Source organism: Streptomyces sp. NBC_00490 (assembly GCF_036013645.1).
Lineage (GTDB): Bacteria > Actinomycetota > Actinomycetes > Streptomycetales > Streptomycetaceae > Streptomyces > Streptomyces canus_F.
Map to the genome: position 1 here is coordinate 302067 of NZ_CP107869.1, position 17936 is coordinate 320002.

Below are 17936 nucleotides of genomic sequence, written 5' to 3' on the forward strand. Positions count from 1 at the left end.
CGAGAGTGTCGAAGCGCTTCACTCCGCGACGCAAGTTAATGAGGCCTTTCCAGCGAAACAAGGGGTTGGACGAAAAAAGAAGCTTTCTTCATTTCGGGCATTGACACCCGATCAGGGGTGACAGCGTCGAAGCGCTTCACCACTGTTTTTCCGTCCCGCCCGTTGGAAGTCTCTCCCGTGGGTTCCTCCTTCCTACCCGACGCCGACCGGCCGCCGTTCCGCGATACCGCTCTCCCGTAGGTGAAGCGCGTCGACGACCTGCTCAACGGCTCACGCTCGACGAGAGGATCGCCCTGCTGCACCATGACGCGCCGCCTGTCGAGCGCTTGGGCGTCGCCTCCTTCCGGACCGCCACGGAGGCGCTGCACGGCGTGGCCAGCGAGCAGCGCCTTGGCCTCCGGCCCGGACGGCGGAATCCGCATCTTTCTCGACCGAAACTTCGAACTATGTTCGGCATACCGAACAGTCAGATCCTATCAACACCGCCAATCCGGACATCCTCTGACAGGGAAGACCGGAGTCGCTTGCTCAGGGATAACGAGGTCCTCATGCGCAGACATGGTTTCCGTCGCGGACGTCCGTCGGTGGTGCTCGCCGCCGTGGTCGCGGCTCTGGCCGCGCTGGCGGCGCTGCTCGTCGCCGGCCCGGCTCAGGCGGCCACCACCAGCGATGTGCGCGGTGTTGATTCCGGCCGGTGTCTCGATGTGTCGGGCGTCAGCCAGACCGACGGTGCGAACGTGCAGATCTGGGACTGCCACGGCGGCATCAACCAGCAGTGGACGTTGACGGACAGCGCCCAGCTGACCGTGTACGGCAACAAGTGCCTGGATGCCCGGGGCGGCGCCACCACACCCGGGACCCCAGTGCAGATCTGGACATGCAACGGCAGTGACAACCAGCAGTGGCGGGTGAACCCCGACGGCACCATCACCGGCGTGCGCTCCGGGCTGTGTCTGGAGGCCGCGGGCTGGGGCAAGACCAACGGAACAGGGGTACAGCTCTGGTCGTGCCACGGCGGCGCCAACCAGAAATGGACCGGCCTCACCGGGACGGGCAACTCGTGTGCTCTTCCGTCGACCTACCGCTGGACCTCAACCGGTCCCCTGGCCCAGCCGGCGAACGGGCAGGTCGCGCTGAAGGACTTCACCACCGTGAAGTACAACGGCAAGAACCTGGTCTACGCGACCACCTCCAACGGATCGTCGTGGGGCTCAACGATGTTCAGTCCCTTCACGAACTGGTCGGACATGGGGGCGGCCACCCAGACCGGGATGACCGAGGCCGCGGTGGCGCCCGAACTGTTCTACTTCGCGCCCAAGAACATCTGGGTGATGGTGTCCCAGTGGAGCCAGTGGCCGCTCTACTACCGCACGTCCAGCGACCCCACCAACCCCAACGGCTGGTCCGCCAAGCAGGCGCTGTTCACCGGCACCCTCCCCCAGAACCCCGATCCGACCCGGAAGGACGCCCCGATCGACCCGCCCATGATCGCCGACGACCAGAACATGTACCTGTTCTTCGCCGCTGACAACGGCAGCATCTACCGGGCGAGCATACCGATCGGGAACTTCCCCAGTAGCTTCGGCTCCTCGTTCACGACGGTCATGAGCGACACGGAGAAGAACCTGTTCGAGGCGCCGGAGGTCTACAAGGTCAAGGGCCAGAACCAGTACCTCATGCTCGTCGAGGCTCGGGGTGTGAACGAGCAGCGCTTCTTCCGCTCGTTCACGGCCTCCAGCCTGAACGGTTCGTGGACCCCGCAGGCCGCCACCGAAAGCAACCCCTTCGCCGGCAAGGCCAACAGCAATGCCGCCTGGACCAACGACATCAGCCACGGTGACCTGGTCCGCGACAATCCCGACCAGACCATGACCGTCGACCCCTGCAACCTGCAGCTCCTCTACCAGGGCAGGAACCCCTCCTCGGACGGCACCGAGTACCTGACGCTGCCGTACCGGCCGGGCCTGCTCACCCTGCAGCGCTGATCCACGGTGATCGCGAGGGGGTGCGGTCCGCCGACGCGTAGACGAGCCGTCTACGGCGTGGGCGCCTCCACCTGGTGACCGACATTCACCGCCGTGAGGAACCCCAGCCGCGCATCGCTGGGGTTCCTCTCGATCGTGGGGTCGCGATGGTTGGAGCGGCGGGAGCTCTGCAGGGCCAGCTCGTTCGGGCGTCCTTGCCAGGTGACGTGCTGGATGGCCTGACCGTGCGGCTGGCCGTCGGTGCGACTGAGCGTGCCCGTATAGAGGCTCGGTGATCTGGGCTTCGTCGCCGTTGCGAGTGGGCTGGTAGTACGTCTCGCGGTCCATGCCGTCGGGGAAGTAGTCGTCACCGGAGAATCCGTCGGCCGTGTCCGGGTCGTACGGGTAGTCCTTGCCGTAGCCGTGGTTCTCGGCGCCTGCTGGGCGGTGCGCAGTGGGACGCCCGGACTGTGGCCGCCCGCCTCGGCCTCACCGATCCCGCGAACTTCGGCCGCTTCTACCGCGACCGCAGGGTGTGTAGGTGGTGGTGATGGAGTGGGTATCGCGGAACTTCTCGCTGAGCTCGCCCAGGATGACGAGTTCGATCATCTCGGTGGAGGCGGCGAAGTCGGCCTGGCCCTCGGCGGTCAGCGCCATGTGCTTCCAGACGGCTTCCTCGTTCTCGTAGAGCTCGCGCTGGAAGTAGCTGCCGTCACTGCCCCGGGAGATCTCGTAGGCCAGGATGTAGAGCTCCTACTCCTGGGTTATCGGCAGGACCTTGTCCAGATAGGCCTGGTACTGCTCCTCCATTCCGGACTTGACGCGGTAGTGGAACACGTTTTCGATCTGGTTCCTTGTCAGACCCAGTTGGGGGCGTGCTCTTCGGCGTAGCGGGCGCCGAATCCGCCGTTCGGGAGGATTTCGCGGATCGCGGCGAGATCGGCCTCCGTGAGGGCGACGTCGGCGGCGCGGGCATTCTCTTCCATGCGTGCGGCGCTGCGGGTGCCCGGGATCGGGACGATCTGGTCGCCCTGGGCGAGCAGCCAGGCCAGGGCGAGCTGGGAGACGGTGATGCCCTTGGCGGAGGCCAGCTTGCCGAGCCGGTCAACGGCGTCCAGGTTCTTCTCGAAGTTGCCGGGCTGCCAGCGCGGATCGGAGTTGCGCATGTCGGTGGCGTCGTACTGTCCCGCGGGCTTCGCTGTACCGGTGATGAAGCCGCGACCGAGGGGTGAATAGGGAACAAAGCCGATGCCGAGTTCCTGGAGCAGTGGGAAGAGCTGCTCGACCTCGCGCTCGAAGAGCGAGTACTCGGTCTGCAGGACCGAGACCGGCTGGACGGCGTGCGCCTTGCGGATGGTCTCCGGGCCCGCCTCGCTCAGGCCGAAGTACTTCACCTTGCCCGCATCTATCAGCTCGCTGACGGTGCCCGCGACCTCCTCGATCGGCACGTCCGGGTCGACTCGGTGCTGATAGAAAACGTCGATCTGGTCGACGCCCAGGTAGCGCAGGCTGTTGTCAGCGACCTTGCGGATGTTGTCCGGGCGGCTGTTGAGGGCGCCGAATCCCCGGGACAGGTCGGACAGGTCGAAGCCGAACTTGGTGGCCAGGACCACCTCGTCGCGGAAGTCCTTGACCGCCTTGCCGACCAGGATCTCGTTGGAGCCGGTGCCGAAGCCGTACAGCTCGGCGGTGTCGAAGAAGGTGACGCCCAGGTCGTGGGCGCGGCGGATGGCGGCGATGCCCGCCTCCTCGTCGCCGGGGCCGTAGGCCATGGTCAGGCCCATAGAGCCGTAGCCGATTGCCGAGGCGGTCAGGCCCTGGGTGCCGAGTGTCCTGTGATGCATGCGAACCTCCTGAAGCAAAACCAAACAGTTCGGTTTGAAGCCTACGCCGGGCATTCTCCGGCGTCAAACCGAACGGTTTGGTCGGATGGTTCGCAAGCATGAGCTTCCCAACCCGCGCAGACTTCGATCCGTGACCGCATCGTGAGTGCCGCCAAGCCCGAGTTCACCCTGCGCGGGATCGCCGGTGCGTGGGACCGGATCGCCATGGCTGCTGATCGTCGAAGAAGCGTGGAAAAGCCGGGGACCGCATGCTGCCGCTCTTCGTCTTCGCGGGAGCAGCTGCGCATTCACCCTCGGTGAGAGGGCCTGGCTCGCGGGTCTGCTGCAGCAGTGCGGAAGGGCGATGCAGATTTTTCGGAGTTCGGCGGTCTGAGGCTCAGCGTGGACGGGGGAACAGGCGCTCGACGGCGGCGACCACGGCCGCGCGGCGTGCGCCGACGGAGGCGTCCGCGGCCAGCTTGGCCGCGGCGGCGCCGATCTCCGGCTGACCTGCCCAGGTGGTGGCGATCTGGTTGATCAGGGCGAGCACATCCACCGGATCCCAGGCGGGATCGATCAGGCCGGCGCGCTGCGCGTCGCGGAGCTGTTCGACCTTGCCGGTGATGGTGGCCAGCAGGGGGTCGGCCGTGTCGCTGTCGGCTTCGCCGTCGGCGAGTTCGAGGCGGCCCCACGTGATGAGCCGATAGTGGTCCGGGTGGGCCGTGAAGTGGTCGAAGAGGATGCCGGCATAGCCCGGCAGGTCCGCCGGGTCCATGCGGGTGGCCTCGATGAGCGCGGCCGTCTCGTGCCCGGTGATGTGGTGGTAGAGGGCCTCTTTGCTGCTGAAGTAGGCGTAGACCCGTTCCTTGCTGGTCCGCGCCTGCTTGGCGAGGCGGTCCACTCGGGCGCCGGCGATGCCGTAGCGGGCAAACTCATCCTTCGCTGCGGCGAGGATCCGCTGCCGCGTGTCGACGGTCGAGGAGTTCGAGGTCTTACGGGAGACGGCGGAGCGAGGCATACAGACACGATAGACGACCAAACCGTTCGGTTTGCCAGCCCCGCAAGACCTTCCCTCCGGAGGCGGGCGATCCGGAAACGCGGAACGGCCACGAACCCGGCGCGGCCATGCCGGTGCGGGATGGTCGGTGTTTCTTCAGTCGTCGAGGAGCACCACGTGCTTGCCGGGCGTCGTACCGGACTCGACGTCAGCCTGGACGGGGCTGAGATCCCGGTAACCGGCCTGGGCGGTTTTGAAGCGGAACGCCGTCGCCTGGATCTGCCTGTGCTGTCCCCTCTGAGTGAGAGCAGACAGCGAGCTGGCTTCGCCTCGCCCTCGTCGGCGGCCACCAGCAGATGCGGAGGGCCCGGCGAAGGCAATGTGCAGCAGGCGCGCAGGTCGTCTCCTGAGACGACGCTGAAGGGGGCGGCAGCACGCTCCTGTGCTGCCGCCCACCTTTCAAGGTCACACCGGCCAGAACTGGACCAGGAACCGTTCCACCCCGGCGGGCACCTCCTGCTGGGCGAGCTCGCGTACTCGCTCCTGCCCGCTCACGTAAGCGCGCACCCGCCACAGTGTGTCCGCCGTCCCCAGTTCCACGACCGGCTCGCTCGGACCGCCGTACGACCACAGCGCCATCTCCCCGGAGCGGCAATACCACTGGGTATCCGCGCTCGACTCCCAGATCTCCCGCTCGTCCGCCGGCGGCTCCTGGTCCCACACCTCCGCGGTGAAGGACGCATGATGCGTGTGACCGCCGCTCCTGAAGCACAGACGCCGCTCACGCACTTCGAGGAGTTCAGCCTCAGCGGGCTCAGGACTCTCTGCGGGCTCCTCTTCATCGGCGTCCTCGGCCCACAGGGCGTAGAACTCGACATACGGCTCAAGTTCTTGACGCCTCACCACCGGCATGCCCGCCCCCTTCGGCCAACGGTCAGTCAACGCTGCTGACCCTATTGAGATCCACACGCGCACGTCCCCCGACGGTGCTGTGAACAGCGGGATGTTCGGCCCGGCGCTTGCAGACGGCGGGCGCGCTCGAGCCGGCCCACGCCCTGGCCGAGTAGGTCGTGGATCTGGTGCCAGCGTTCAGGGTGGTCTGTGCGCAGGGCCGTCGTCGAGGGGCGCGTCCAGGACGGTGGCCCAGCAGGTGCGTGCGCCTTGACCTCGCTCAGCGCGGCTTCGCATAGGTTGATCTACTGCGGCAGCGGCTGGGCGGACCGCACGCACGACCACGTCAGCTGCGACGAGGACTTCGACACCGACCGCCGCCCGGCCCGCTGCCTGCCGCTGGGGGCCTCGGTCGCCGTCGCCCACCTTGCCGCGCGTCTTCGCGAGGCGGCCACACTCAGGACGCGGCCGACGCTCTCACCGAGCCGACCGCCCCGCACGACAAAATCCTCGCCGCGATCGGGCACGTCCTGTACGCCACAGCCGACCGAACTCGGCGCCGCGGCCGACCCGTACACCGCCGCGCGGCTGCGCCACCTCTCCCATGAGTATCTGCGCGTCCTGCGCACCGACCTCAGCCACACGCGCACACAGGCGCCGGGGCGCTGAGGCCGGTGGTGAGCAGGCGGAGCACCTCCGGTTTCCGCGGGTGCGGCGGAAAGGACGACTTCTACGGCCGCGAACCCCTGTCCTGCCCCTTAGGGGTGGCCGTGCCGGGTCCGCGGTCAGGATTAGGGGTTCGGGCGGGGCCCGGAGCGGCCTAGGCTGGCGCCGTCATGTGGACGGGCCCCGCGGGGCCGCCCGGTGAGGAGTCACGTGGATGAGCACGGACAGGAGCACGGGAACGGGCGCGGCGGACGCCGGAGACACCCTCTGGGTCCGGCGGTTCCACCCGGCGCAGGATGCGGGCGTGCGGGTGGTGTTCCTGCCGCACGCGGGCGGTTCGGCGTCGTTCTTCTTCCCGTTCTCGGCGGCACTGGCCGCCACGGGCCGCGTCGAGGCGCTGAGCGTGCAGTACCCGGGGCGCCAGGACCGGCGTGACGAGGCGCCGTTGGGGTCCCTGCCCGAGCTGGCGGACGGCGTCCACCGGGCGCTGCGCGGTTGGGCGGACCGGCCGCTGGTGCTGATGGGGCACAGCATGGGCGCGGTCATCGCCTACGAGGTGGCCCGGATGTTCGAAAGCGAGGGGAACGGCGTGCCGCTCGGCGTGATCTCGTCCGGCCGCAGGGCCCCGTCGGTACGCCGGGTGGAGAACGCGCACCTGCTCGGTGACAAAGAGTTTCTGGCCGAGGTCCGCTCACTGAGCGGCACCGCCTCGGCGCTCCTGGACGACGAGGAGATCGTGCGGATGGTCCTGCCGGGGCTGCGGGCCGACTACAAGGCGGTGGAGACGCACGAGCCGGCGCCTGAGCCGCTGTTGCGCTGCCCCGTCGGGGTGATCACGGGCGACGCGGACCCGCGGGTGACGCCGGAGGAGGCGCAGGCGTGGCGGCGGCACACCACGGGCGGCTTCCACTTCCGGGTCTTCGCGGGCGGGCACTTCTTCCTCAACGACCACCAGGCGTCGGTGACGGACACGATCAGCGAATACGTGGCGGCGTTCGCGAAGGAGGCTGCGGCCAGCGCGGGCTGACGCCCCGGCGGGGCGGGACACGGACGGCGCGGCACCACCGTGAGGAGCGGTGGTGCCGCGCCCTCGTACGCGGGCGGTTGTCCGGGAGAGGACGGAGAGCGCCCCGCACCGGCTCGGAGAGCGGCACGGGGGCCGGCGTTTTGTCAGGCGGCGCGGTCGGCGGTTGTCAGGCGGTCGGAGTGCGGAAGCGGTTGATGGCGGGCAGGTGCCGTTCGCGCAGTTCGCCGTTCCGTGCGCCGAGACCGGGCTCCGGCGCCAGGCACAGCACGCCGACCTTGCCGCAGTGGCGGTTGCGGTGCACGTCCTGGGTGGCGGTGCCCACGGCGGAGAGCGGGTACACCGTGGAGAGCGTGGGGTGGATCATGCCCTTGGCGATGAGGCGATTGGCCTCCCATGCCTCGCGGTAGTTGGCGAAGTGGCTGCCGACGATGCGTTTGAGGGACATCCACAAGTAGCGGTTGTCGTACTCGTGCCGGTACCCGGAGGTGGAGGCGCACGTCACGACGGTGCCGCCGCGTCTGGTCACGTACACGCTGGCGGCGAACGTCTCCCGGCCGGGGTGCTCCACGACGACGTCCGGGTCCTCACCGCCCGTCAGTGCCCTGATCCTGGCGCCGAATCGCTTCCACTCCCGGGGGTCCGGTGTGGACTCGTCCTTCCAGAATCGGTACCCCTCCTCCGCCCGGTCGATGACCAGCTCCGCGCCCATGGAACGCACCAGCTCGGCCTTACGGGGCCCGGAGACCACGCATACGGGAACGGCGCCGCCGTTGAGGGCGATCTGGGTGGCGTACGAGCCGAGCCCGCCCGCCGCGCCCCAGATGAGCACCGTGTCGCCCTGCTTCATGCGGGCGCCGTTGCGCGAGACCATCTGCCGGTACGCGGTGGAGTTCACCAACCCGGACGCCGCGGCCTCCTCCCAAGTGAGGTGGCCGGGCATGGGCATGAGCTGGTTGACCTTCACCAGGGACAGCTCGGCCAGGCCGCCGAAGTTGGTCTCGAAGCCCCAGATGCGCTGCTCGGGGTCGAGCATGGTGTCGTCGTGCCCGTCCGGGGACTGGAGCTCGATGGACAGGCAGTGGGCCACCACCCGGTCCCCCGGCTTCCAGCCGCGCACGCCGGGGCCGGTCCGCAGCACCACGCCGGCGAGGTCCGAGCCGAGCACGTGGTACGGCTGGTCGTGCCGGGCGGCGTCGGGGTCGCCGGAGCGGGCGTACCGTTCGAGGAACGTGAAGGTCGGGAGCGGCTCGAAGATGGCGCTCCACACAGTGTTGTAGTTGATCGCGCTGGCCATGACCGCAATCAGCGCCTCGCCGGGACCAGGCTGCGGGGTCGGCACGTCCTCCACGCGCAGGGACTTGGCCGGGTCCTTGTCGCGGGTGGCGAGCCCCTCGAACATCATGGCGTCGTCCTTGAGGATCACCGCCCCGCGGTACGACTCGGGCACCGGGAGGGCCTCGAAGTCCTCGGGCCGGGCATCGTCGGAGAGTACGGCGCTGACTATGGCTTCCACGAGGTCCCCGATTCTGGCGTGAGAAGTGACTGACCGCCGTCTGCGACTGTAGGGACCGCCGACGAGGGCCCAGAACCCCTAAATCTGCCGGGCCACCCCGTACCCGGCGGGGCCCGCCGCGGGCCTGGCAGGGGTGCGCGGGCGGTGGTTAGGGGTGCGGTCGCGTACGGGCGGGAGTGCGGGCATGGGGCGGCCGCGGTACCGCCGGCGCGAGCCGGCGGTACCGCGGCCTTTTCACGGTCGCCTGGAACGGGGGATTTTTCAGGCGACCGAGCCGGTGGCCCGCGTCCCTTGCGCACCCTCCTGCTTGGTGTCCTCGGCCGGGACGGCGGCCCGCTTGGGCATGAAGGCGAGGGCGAGCAGCGCGGCGGCCAGGGCGATGCCGGAGCAGACGAACAGCAGGGTGTGCATGGCGCCCATGAACGCGTCCCTGACCTCCTCGAGGAGCGCCGGGTCGCGGAGCTTGGCGGCGACGGCTACGCCGGTGGAGACACTGCGCCCGGCCGCGTCCGCGACCTGGTCCGGGGTGTTCGGGAGGTCGAGGCCGCCGCGGTAGGCGGAGTTGGCGACGGCGCCGAGCACCGCGACGCCGATCGCGCCGCCGACCTGGCGGAGCGCCTGCACCACGGCCGAGCCGACGCCGCTGCGCTCCTTGGACAGGGAGTTCAGGGCCGCCGCCATGGAGCGGGTCATCGCCAGGCCGAGGCCGGCGCCGATGACGACCAGCCAGATCGCGACGTAGCCGTAGCCGGAGTCCGTCTCGGTGGCGGTGCCCATGAACAGGCCGACGCTCACCAGCAGGAAGCCCAGAGCGGGAACGGCGCGCGGGCCGAGCTGAGCCGGCATCTTGTTGATGACGCTGGCCCCGACGAGCAGGCCGCCGATGAGCGGCAGCAACCGCAGGCCGGTGCCGAGCGCGTCGGATCCGAGCACCGCCTGGAAGTACTGCGGCAGGGCGAACATCAGGCCGAACATCGCGAAGCTGACGATCGTGCTCAGGACCGAGCCCCACACGAAGCCCCTGCCGCGGAAGAGGCTCAGGTCGACCAGCGGGACCTTGCCCCCCGCGGTGACGCGCAGCTCCCACAGCACGAACAGGCCGACCAGCGCGGCGCCGACGAGCAGCGCCATCGCCGTCTCGGAACTGTCCCAGCCCTTCTCGCCGGCCTCGATGGCGCCATAGGTGAGCGCGGTGAGACCGGCACTGGAGAGCACCACGCCGCCCAGATCGATGGTCACGCGCTCGCTGCTGCGGGACTCGGGCACGAGCTTCGCCACGGCGAGGACACCGAGCAGCACCAGGGGAACGTTGATGAGGAACACCGAGCCCCACCAGAAGTGGTTGAGCAGGGCGCCGCCGATGATGGGGCCGAGCGGCAGGCCGAGCATCTGGGAGACGGCGATGACGCCGATGGCCTTGGTGCGCTCCGCCTCGCTCTCGAAGAGGTTCAGCAGGACGGAGGTGGAGAGCGGCACGAGGAAGGCCGCGGCCAGGCCGAGCACGGCCCGGGCGGCGATGAGCTGCCCGGAGGAGCCGGAGTAGGCACACCACAGGGAGGCGGTGCCGAACAGCAGCAGTGCGGCGACCAGCAACTTCTTGCGGCCAAACTTGTCACCCAGTAGGCCGGCGGGCAACAGCACCGCTGCCAGGACCAGGGTGAACGCGTCGACGATCCACTGGAGCTGGCTCGTGGACGCGTTGAGGTCGGCACTCACCGTGGGGAGCGCCACATTGAGGATGGTCGCGTCCACCCCGACCGTCAGCAGGCTGACGCCGATGGCCCCCAGGGCCCACCATTTGCGGCTCTGCTCATCACTCATAACGACATCCCGTCTTCCTCATTCGTCTCGTCCGTCCGGTCGCCGCGGTTGACGGCGTCCCAGCGTTTCCACATGGGTTCGGCCTCGGAGTTCAGCCAGGTGAACATGCGGTGGGCCTCGCGCATCCTGGCCGCGCGCACCTCGCCCTCCGGGAACAACCGCAGCCCTTCGGCCGTGATGTCCACGAAGGACGTCAGGCTCTCCAGGCGCCGCTTGAGGACGCCGGACCACGCGTCCTCCGTGATGCGGTAGTACGTGGCCCGCTCACCGGCGCGGGTGACGGCCTGCACCATGCGGGCCTCGGTGAGCAGCCGGAGGGTGGTGGTCAGGGACGCGCGGCTGGCCTGCACGGCCTCGGCAATCTGCGCGGCCGTCTGCTCCGGCGGCTCGCTGATCATCAGCCACCCCATGGTCCTGCCCATGATCGGCGGCCAGCCGGCCTGCTGCATGAACCATGCCGTCACCTGCTCCATCCAGGCGCGGAGCCGCTCCGCGTCGGGATCCTGCTCTCTCCCGGCGTCGTCCGACGACATGCTGCAGCACCTCCTGTAGCTCATAGCGAGCTATAGCCGTTTCAGTCATCACTGTAATGACTGAACGAGGAAAGGGGAAGCTCGCACCAACGGTGGCACGCTGCCGGAGCGGGGAGCCGCGCGTTCAGTGGCCCGCGGGCACCGCCGTCCGCGCCGCCTCGTACTCCTCGTCGCTCAGCGTCGGCCCGCCGGGCAGGTCGAGCGTGGCGGCCCCGGCCAGTGCCGTGCGCACCTGAGGGGCCTGGAACGCGTCGTCGGCGACGCCCGACAGGGTGTTGACGCGCATCGCGGCCGCGCACACCGCGGCGTCCGCGAGCGCCGCCGTGCCGATCAGGTCGGCCTGGGCGCGCCGCTGCGCCGCGTGCCGGGTCAGACGCGGGTCGTCCGTGCTGGCGAACACATCCGGGTAGCAGATGTCCTGGGAGGTGCCCAGCGACCACGGGGTGTCCACGACCGCGCCGACGGCCCTCTGCACGGCCTGGGCGGTGCCCGGCCGCAGTCCGCGTTCGGCCACGGTGTCGCCGAGCACTGCCGCGCTGAGCGCCGCCGCGCTCATCCCATGCCCGTAGACGGGGTTGAACGCGGCGACAGCGTCCCCCAGCACCACCAGTCCGTCGGGCCACTCCACGAGCCGGTCGTAGTACAGGCGCCGGTTGGCGGTGGAACGGGACGCCTGCACGCCCGTCAGCGGCTCCGCGCGCTCCACCAGGTCGGCGATCAGCGGGTGGCGCAGGGTACGCAGGTAGGCGGTGAAGCCCTCCTCGGTCGCCGGGGGCTCACCACCGCGAGTGCCGGACAGGGTGACCATCCAGCGGCCGTCCTCGATGGGCAGCAGGATGCCGTTGCGCCCCGGCACTCCGGCGCGGTGGTCGGCGTACACGCTGACCAGCGGGAACTTCTTCCGAGCCCCCGGGGGCGCCCGGAACACCCGGGTGGCGTACGCCATGCCGGAGTCGATGACGTCCTCCTGCACCGGCGGCAGACCGAGCCCGGCGAGCCAGCGCTTCACCGGGGAGCCCCGGCCGGTGGCGTCCACCACGATGTCGGCGTCGAGCACCGACACCGTGCCCTCCCGGCGCGGCTTGTACGTGACGCCGGTGACCGCCGCCGCGCCGCCCCGCAGCCCGATGACGTCGGTGTCGCCCGTCACCGTGATCCGCGGATTCGCACCGGCCTGGTCGCGCACGGTCCAGTCCAGCAGCGAGCGACTGGCGGCGATCATGAACTGGGTCTCGGGGAAGCGCCTCTGCCAGCCGTACGCGGTCAGCGACACCAGGTCCTCGGGGAGCCCGATGCGGTGCGCGCCCGCGTCAAGGAGCCGGTCCGTGGTGCCGGGCAGCAGCGACTCGATGACCCGGGCGCCGCCCGACCACAGCACGTGGGTGTGCCGGGCCTGCGGCACGCCGCGGCGGGGGTCGGCGTTGCCGGGCAGCCGGTCCCGGTCGAGCACGGTCACCGCCTCGACGTGACGCGCCAGCGCGGTGGCGGCCAGCATGCCCGCCATGCCCGCGCCCAGGACCACCGCCCGTGTCGTTTTGGACATCGTTCCTCTCACGTTCCTTTCGGGGAAGACGATCGTGTGCGTGCGCGCCGTCAGCCGGCCGTGACGCCGGCCAGGGACTCCGCGACCACGAGGGCCACCGCGTCCCACCGCGCGGTGAGGTAGAAGTGGTCGCCGGGGAAGGTGCGGAACGTCACCGGGCCCGTGGTCTCCTCCTGCCAGCCGCGCGCCTCCCGCTGTCTGGCCCACGGGTCGCGGTCGCCGAGAAAGACGGCAACGGGGCAGCTCAGCGGGGACCCGGGCTGGTAGCGGTAGCCGTCAACGGCCTTGTAGTCGCCGCGCAGCACGGGCAGGACCATGCCGAGGACACCGGGGTCGGTCAGCAGGTCGGACGCGGTGCCGCTGAGGTAGCGCAGGTCCGCGACCAGCTCGGCGTCGGTGCGCAGGTGCAGCCGCACGTCGCGGTGCAAGGAGGGCGCGCCGCGTCCGGAGACGACCAGCCCCGCCGGGGGTGTGTCCCCGGGCCGGCACAGCCTGCGGGCGGCCTCCCAGGCCACGAGCGCTCCCATGCTGTGCCCGAACAGCACGAGCGGGGCGTCCCCGGCGTGCCGCAGGGCCTCGGCCACCCGGTCCGCAAGCACCAGCAGGTCGTCGACGAGCGGTTCCGAGCGCCGTTCCTGGCGGCCCGGGTACTGGACCGCGAGCACGTCGAAGGGGGCGTCGGGCAGCGCCTCGAACGCCCTGGCCAGCGGCTGGAAGAAGGTGGCCGAGCCGCCGGCGTGCGGCAGGCAGACGAGCTGGATGCGGCCGCCGCCGGGCCGGGGCGGGGTGTAGCGGGTCAGCCATGCTCCGGCTGCGCGGTCCCAGGGGGTCATGCCGTGTGTCCGTTTCTACTCCGTGGTGCGCGGGGCGGGGCGGGGGCGGCCCCCGAGGCGTCCCGGCTCGGGGGCCTGGTGCCATCGGGTCCCGGGGGTCCCGGCGGTTCCGGGGCGTCCGGGGCGTCCGGGTACGCCGCGGGGCTCACCGGGGGCCGCGCAGCCAGTCGTCCACTGCCTGCGCCGTCTTGGCCGCTTGGTCGGCCTCCAGCATCGAGAAGTGGTCACCGGGCGCGTCGGCGACGGTGTGCGGCAGCGCCCAGGCCACGCGCCAGCCGTCGTCGGCGGGGCCTGGCCCGCCCGGCGCCGCGAGGGGTTCGGTGGCGCGCACGAGCAGCGTCGGGGTGGCGAGGGCAGGGACGGTGTAGTCCAAGTCGGCGTACCGGGCCCGTGCGGTGATCCACGCCTCCGCGGTGCCGTCCCCGACCCGCGCCACCAGGTCGGCCCGTTCGACGAGGGCGCGCTGCACGGCGTCGCCCCAGCGTTCGCCGCCGAGGCCGTGCCCGCCGCCCCACGCCGGGGTGTCGAGCAGGACCAGCGCCCCGGGCGGGGTGCCGCGCCGCTCCAGCCGGGCGGCGACGACCGCGGCGACGTTGCCGCCGCCGGAGTGCCCGAGCAGGGCGAACGTCCGGCCCGCGGCCGCCCGCACGGCCGCGTCGGCCAGCACCTCGGCGAGGGCGTCGACGGACGCCGGCAAGGGCTCGCCCTCCTCGAAGCCCGGCAGCCCGATCGCGGCGACGGCGCGACCGCCGCGAAAGCCGGAAGCCAGACGGGCGTAGGTGTAGAAGTTCTGCTGCCAGACGAACGAGGGGAAGCAGAGCAGCACCGGCTCGTCCGGTCCGTCACACAGCCAGGCGGTGCGCGGCGCCCGGTCGAGCCCGGCGGCGTCCGTGAACGAGGGCCGGAACGCGGCAAGCCCGGCGGTCAGCTCGTGGACCTCGCGCGCCCGGCCCTCGCGGCAGGCCCGCAGGAAGAGCCCGGCGAGCCCGTCCGGGCGGGCCACGGGCGCGGCTCCGAGGACGCCGTCGGCGAGGCGGCCGGCGAGGTGCGCCGCGAGGCGTTCACAGCTGGGGTGGTCGAGGACGGCGGTGGCCGGCAGGTCCAGCCCGGTGGCCGCTTGAAGCCGCGTCAGCAGCTCGGCTGCCGGCATGGAGTCGAGACCCAGCTCGCCGAAGTCGCGGACGACGAGGACCTCCTCGGGGGAGGTGTGGCCGAGCACCGAGGCGACGTGACGGCGGACCAGTGCGGTGAGCAGGGCGATCCTGGCCTCCTCGTCCAGGGCGGGCAGCTCCGCCACCAGTCGCTCCCGCGCGTCCGGCCGCCCGGGGTCTTTGGACGGCGGCGTACCGTCCCCGGCGGCGGCCGGAGTCGGCGCCTGGGCCAGGTCCCCGGACGGGACCTGGGCCAGCAAGGTGGGCACGACGTCGCCGGCGTCCGGGTCGGGTGCGCTGGTCAGCCAGTAGCGCCTGCCCTGGAAGGCGTACGTGGGCAGGTCGGTGCGGCGGGCGCCGCGCCCGGAGAACACCGCCTCCCAGTCGAGCGGCACCCCGTGGGCGTGCACGGCGGCGACCGCGGTGAGGGCGGTGCGGGTCTCCGGCCGGTCACGGCGCAGGGTGGGGGCCAGGACGCGGGCTCCGGCGCGGCCGCCCAGGCACTCGCGCGCCATGGCGGTGAGGACGGCGTCGGGCCCCAACTCGACGTAGGCGCTGACGTGCTCGTCGGCGAGCGCGCGCATCCCGTCCAGGAAGCGGACGGTGCCGCGCACATGGCGCACCCAGTAGCCGGGGTCGGCCAGTTCGCCGGGGGCAGCAGCCCGGCCGGTGACGTTGGAGATCACGGGCACGGCCGACGGCCGATAGGAGAGGGCTGCCGCGACCTCGCGGAAGGCGTCGAGCATGGGTTCCATAAGCGCCGAGTGGAAGGCGTGGCTGACGCGCAGCCGCTTGGTCCTGCGGCCGCACTCCGCCCAGTGGGCAGCGACGTGGGCGGCGGCCTCGGCATCGCCGGACAGCACGGTGGAGCGGGGTCCGTTGACGGCGGCCAGAGACAGTTCGGCCTCGCGGCCGGCCAGCTGGGGGGCCAGTTCGTCCGGCGTGACCTGGAGGGCGTACATGGCGCCGCCGGGCGGCAGCGCCTGCATCAGGGCGCCGCGCGCGGTGACCAGGGTGGCCGCGTCGTCCAGGGAGAGGACGCCGGAGACATGGGCGGCGGATATCTCCCCGACGGAGTGGCCGATGAGGAAGCGCGGGGCGGCGCCCCAGGACTCCCACAGCCGGTAGAGGGCGACCTGGAGGGCGAAGGTGGCGGGCTGCGTGTAGGCGGTGGTGTCGAGCAGGGCGCCTTCCCGGGTGCCCGGCGCGGCGAGGACGACCTCGCGCAGCGGGTGCTCCAGGTGCCGGTCCAGGGCGCGGCAGGTCTCGTCGAACGCCGCCGCGAACACCGGGAACGCGGCGTACAGGCCCGCGCCCATGCCGGGGCGCTGGGCGCCCTGGCCGGTGAACAGGAACGCGGGCCGGTTCTCGGCCTGCGCCTCCCCCTCCGTGACGGCCGGGTCGGGCTCGCCGGCGGCGAGGGCGCGCAGGGCCCGCAGGGCCTCCTCGTGGCCGTCCGCGACCACGACGGCGCGGCGGGGCAGCCGGGCGCGGGTCATGGCGAGCGAGAGGCCGACGTCGGCGAGGGGGACGCCAGTGCGGCGGGCGAGATGGTCCGCGAGCCTGGCGGCCTGGGCGCGCAGAGCGTCCTCGGTGCCTCCGGCGAGGGGCAGGGGGGTCTCGGCGGGGCCGGCGCCAGGCATGTCCTGGGGGGCCGCGGCGGCTCCCGCGGGCGCCGCGCCCGCCGCGGACGGCTCCGGCGGCTCCGGCGCCTCCTCCACGATCACGTGGGCGTTGGTGCCGCTGATGCCGAACGAGGAGATCCCGGCGCGGCGCGGGCGGCCGGCGCGGGTCCACGAAACGTCCTCGGTGAGCAGCCGTACGGTGCCGGCCGACCAGTCGACGGCCGGGGTGGGCTCGTCCACGTGCAGGGTCCTCGGCAGCCGCCCCGCGCGCATCGCCAGCACCATCTTCACGAGGCCGGCGAGGCCCGCGGCGGGCCCGGCGTGCCCGAAGTTGGACTTCACGGCGCCCAGCCACAGCGGGTGCGCGGGGTCCCGGTCCCTGCCGTAGGTGTCGAACAGGGCGCGGGCCTCGATGGGGTCGCCGAGGCGGGTGCCGGTGCCGTGCGCCTCGACGGCGTCCACCTCGTGGGGGGTGAGGCCGGCGCTGTCCAGCGCGGCGCGGATCACCCGGCGCTGGGCCGCGCCGTTGGGAGCGGTCAGGCCGTTGCTGGCGCCGTCCTGGTTGACGGCGGAGCCGCGGACCAGGGCGAGGACCGGGTGGCCGTGGCGCCGCGCGTCGGACAGCCGTTCCACGACGACGGCGGCGGCGCCCTCGGCCCAGGCGGTGCCGTCGGCGGCGGCCGCGAACGCCTTGGCGCGCCCGTCGCTCGCCATGCCGCGCTGCCGGGTGAACTCCACGAGCAGCGCCGGTGTGGGCATCACCGACACGCCGCCGACGAGCGCGAGCGAGCACTCGCCGGCCCGCAGCGCGTGCGCCGCCTGGTGCAGGGCGACCAGGGAGGAGGAGCAGGCGGTGTCGACGGACACGGCCGGGCCCTCCAGGCCGAGCGTGTACGCGATGCGCCCGGAGGCCACGCTGGTGACGTTGCCGGTCATGGAGTAGCCCTGGACCTCGGCGGGGACGTGGGTGACGTCGGAGCCGTAGGCGGCGTAGGAGACGCCGAGGAAGACGCCGGTGGGGCTGCCCTTGAGGGACAGCGGGTCCAGGCCGGAGTGTTCGAACGCCTCCCAGGAGACCTCCAGCATCACCCGCTGCTGCGGGTCCATGGCGAGGGCCTCGCGGGGCGAGATGCCGAACAGTTCGGCGTCGAAGCGGGAGACGTCGGCCAGGAAGCCGCCCTCGCGCGCGGCGGACGCGGCGGGGCCGCCGTCGGCGGTGCCGAGGAGGGCGTCGAGGTCCCACCCCCGGTCGCCGGGCAGCGGGGACATCATGTCCCGGCCGTCCGCCAGGCGTTCCCACAGCAGGTCCGGGGAGGTGGCGCCGCCCGGGAAGCGGCAGGCCATGCCGACGACGGCCAGGGGCTCCGACGCCGCGGCGGCCAGCCGCCGGTTCTGCTCGCGCAGCCGCTCGTTGTCGGTGAGGGCCGCGCGCAGGGCCTCGATGATCTGTTCGGTGGAGGCCATCGGTCACTCCCTCTCTGTGGGGCGCTCGGCGCGCCGTTCCTGGTCGGCCGGGGTACGGCGGTGTCGCGTGGCGGGCGGTGGCCGG

Annotated in this window: 12 protein-coding genes and 2 pseudogenes; 3 read left to right on the forward strand and 11 right to left on the reverse strand. The window is 71.7% G+C overall.

Features of this window, described 5'->3' with window-relative positions; translation table 11 throughout:
* The first annotated feature begins 548 nt into the window (after positions 1 to 548).
* Positions 549 to 1985 carry a non-reducing end alpha-L-arabinofuranosidase family hydrolase gene (locus tag OG381_RS01355; RefSeq protein WP_327714206.1) on the forward strand — a complete coding sequence of 479 codons (1437 nt, stop codon included), beginning with the start codon at positions 549 to 551 and terminating at the stop codon, positions 1983 to 1985.
* A 468-nt stretch (positions 1986 to 2453) separates the two neighbouring features.
* On the opposite strand, the gene OG381_RS01360 is transcribed toward OG381_RS01355, so the two are convergent.
* The 5 genes and pseudogenes from OG381_RS01360 to OG381_RS01380 form a co-directional block, all read right to left on the reverse strand.
* Entirely contained in the window at positions 2454 to 2621 is a 168-nt protein-coding gene (locus OG381_RS01360) for a hypothetical protein (protein ID WP_327714207.1), read from the reverse strand.
* 200 nt (positions 2622 to 2821) lie between these two features.
* Entirely contained in the window at positions 2822 to 3808 is a 987-nt protein-coding gene (locus OG381_RS01365; RefSeq protein WP_327714208.1) for an aldo/keto reductase, read from the reverse strand.
* Between the two features lie 376 nt (positions 3809 to 4184).
* On the reverse strand, positions 4185 to 4805 hold the full coding sequence (locus tag OG381_RS01370; RefSeq protein ID WP_327714209.1) for a TetR family transcriptional regulator: 621 nt from the start codon (positions 4803 to 4805) through the stop codon (positions 4185 to 4187).
* A gap of 444 nt (positions 4806 to 5249) precedes the next feature.
* The gene (locus OG381_RS01375) at positions 5250 to 5696 is read right to left on the reverse strand and encodes a hypothetical protein (RefSeq protein WP_327714210.1); all 447 of its coding nucleotides are present in this window, start codon (positions 5694 to 5696) and stop codon (positions 5250 to 5252) included.
* Between the two features lie 107 nt (positions 5697 to 5803).
* A pseudogene (locus OG381_RS01380) lies at positions 5804 to 5977 on the reverse strand (ISL3 family transposase); the annotation flags it as partial.
* Here OG381_RS01380 and OG381_RS01385 point away from each other — a divergent pair.
* The gene (locus OG381_RS01385; protein ID WP_327714211.1) at positions 5946 to 6344 is read left to right on the forward strand and encodes a hypothetical protein; all 399 of its coding nucleotides are present in this window, start codon (positions 5946 to 5948) and stop codon (positions 6342 to 6344) included. The pseudogene OG381_RS01380 and the gene OG381_RS01385 overlap by 32 nt on opposite strands.
* Before the next feature lie 211 nt (positions 6345 to 6555).
* Positions 6556 to 7368 carry a thioesterase II family protein gene (locus OG381_RS01390; RefSeq protein WP_327714212.1) on the forward strand — a complete coding sequence of 271 codons (813 nt, stop codon included), beginning with the start codon at positions 6556 to 6558 and terminating at the stop codon, positions 7366 to 7368.
* Between the two features lie 166 nt (positions 7369 to 7534).
* On the opposite strand, the gene ccrA is transcribed toward OG381_RS01390, so the two are convergent.
* The 6 genes and pseudogenes from ccrA to OG381_RS01420 form a co-directional block, all read right to left on the reverse strand.
* On the reverse strand, positions 7535 to 8881 hold the full coding sequence (ccrA, locus tag OG381_RS01395; protein WP_327714213.1) for a crotonyl-CoA carboxylase/reductase: 1347 nt from the start codon (positions 8879 to 8881) through the stop codon (positions 7535 to 7537).
* Positions 8882 to 9142: 261 nt separating this feature from the next.
* Positions 9143 to 10702 carry a DHA2 family efflux MFS transporter permease subunit gene (locus OG381_RS01400; protein ID WP_327714214.1) on the reverse strand — a complete coding sequence of 520 codons (1560 nt, stop codon included), beginning with the start codon at positions 10700 to 10702 and terminating at the stop codon, positions 9143 to 9145.
* Positions 10699 to 11235, reverse strand: coding sequence for a GbsR/MarR family transcriptional regulator (locus tag OG381_RS01405; RefSeq protein ID WP_327714215.1), 537 nt, complete (start codon positions 11233 to 11235; stop codon positions 10699 to 10701). Before OG381_RS01405 ends, OG381_RS01400 begins: the two co-directional genes overlap by 4 nt.
* A gap of 124 nt (positions 11236 to 11359) precedes the next feature.
* A complete protein-coding gene (locus OG381_RS01410; protein WP_327714216.1) occupies positions 11360 to 12778 on the reverse strand; it encodes an FAD-dependent oxidoreductase in 1419 nt (472 codons plus the stop codon).
* Between the two features lie 50 nt (positions 12779 to 12828).
* Complete coding sequence (locus OG381_RS01415; RefSeq protein ID WP_327714217.1) at positions 12829 to 13611, reverse strand: thioesterase II family protein; 783 nt, start codon at positions 13609 to 13611, stop codon at positions 12829 to 12831.
* Between the two features lie 145 nt (positions 13612 to 13756).
* Positions 13757 to 17821: pseudogene (locus OG381_RS01420) on the reverse strand (type I polyketide synthase); the annotation flags it as partial.
* Between the last annotated feature and the right edge of the window lie 115 nt (positions 17822 to 17936).

Coding starts and splice junctions, on each gene's coding strand:
- OG381_RS01415 (WP_327714217.1), bottom strand. CDS start 13,611: ATGACCCCCTGGGACCGCGCAGCCGGAGCATGGCTGACCCGCTACACC.
- OG381_RS01410 (WP_327714216.1), bottom strand. CDS start 12,778: ATGTCCAAAACGACACGGGCGGTGGTCCTGGGCGCGGGCATGGCGGGC.
- OG381_RS01405 (WP_327714215.1), bottom strand. CDS start 11,235: ATGTCGTCGGACGACGCCGGGAGAGAGCAGGATCCCGACGCGGAGCGG.
- OG381_RS01390 (WP_327714212.1), top strand. CDS start 6,556: ATGAGCACGGACAGGAGCACGGGAACGGGCGCGGCGGACGCCGGAGAC.
- OG381_RS01375 (WP_327714210.1), bottom strand. CDS start 5,696: ATGCCGGTGGTGAGGCGTCAAGAACTTGAGCCGTATGTCGAGTTCTAC.
- OG381_RS01355 (WP_327714206.1), top strand. CDS start 549: ATGCGCAGACATGGTTTCCGTCGCGGACGTCCGTCGGTGGTGCTCGCC.
- OG381_RS01365 (WP_327714208.1), bottom strand. CDS start 3,808: ATGCATCACAGGACACTCGGCACCCAGGGCCTGACCGCCTCGGCAATC.
- OG381_RS01370 (WP_327714209.1), bottom strand. CDS start 4,805: ATGCCTCGCTCCGCCGTCTCCCGTAAGACCTCGAACTCCTCGACCGTC.
- OG381_RS01400 (WP_327714214.1), bottom strand. CDS start 10,702: ATGAGTGATGAGCAGAGCCGCAAATGGTGGGCCCTGGGGGCCATCGGC.
- OG381_RS01360 (WP_327714207.1), bottom strand. CDS start 2,621: ATGGCGCTGACCGCCGAGGGCCAGGCCGACTTCGCCGCCTCCACCGAG.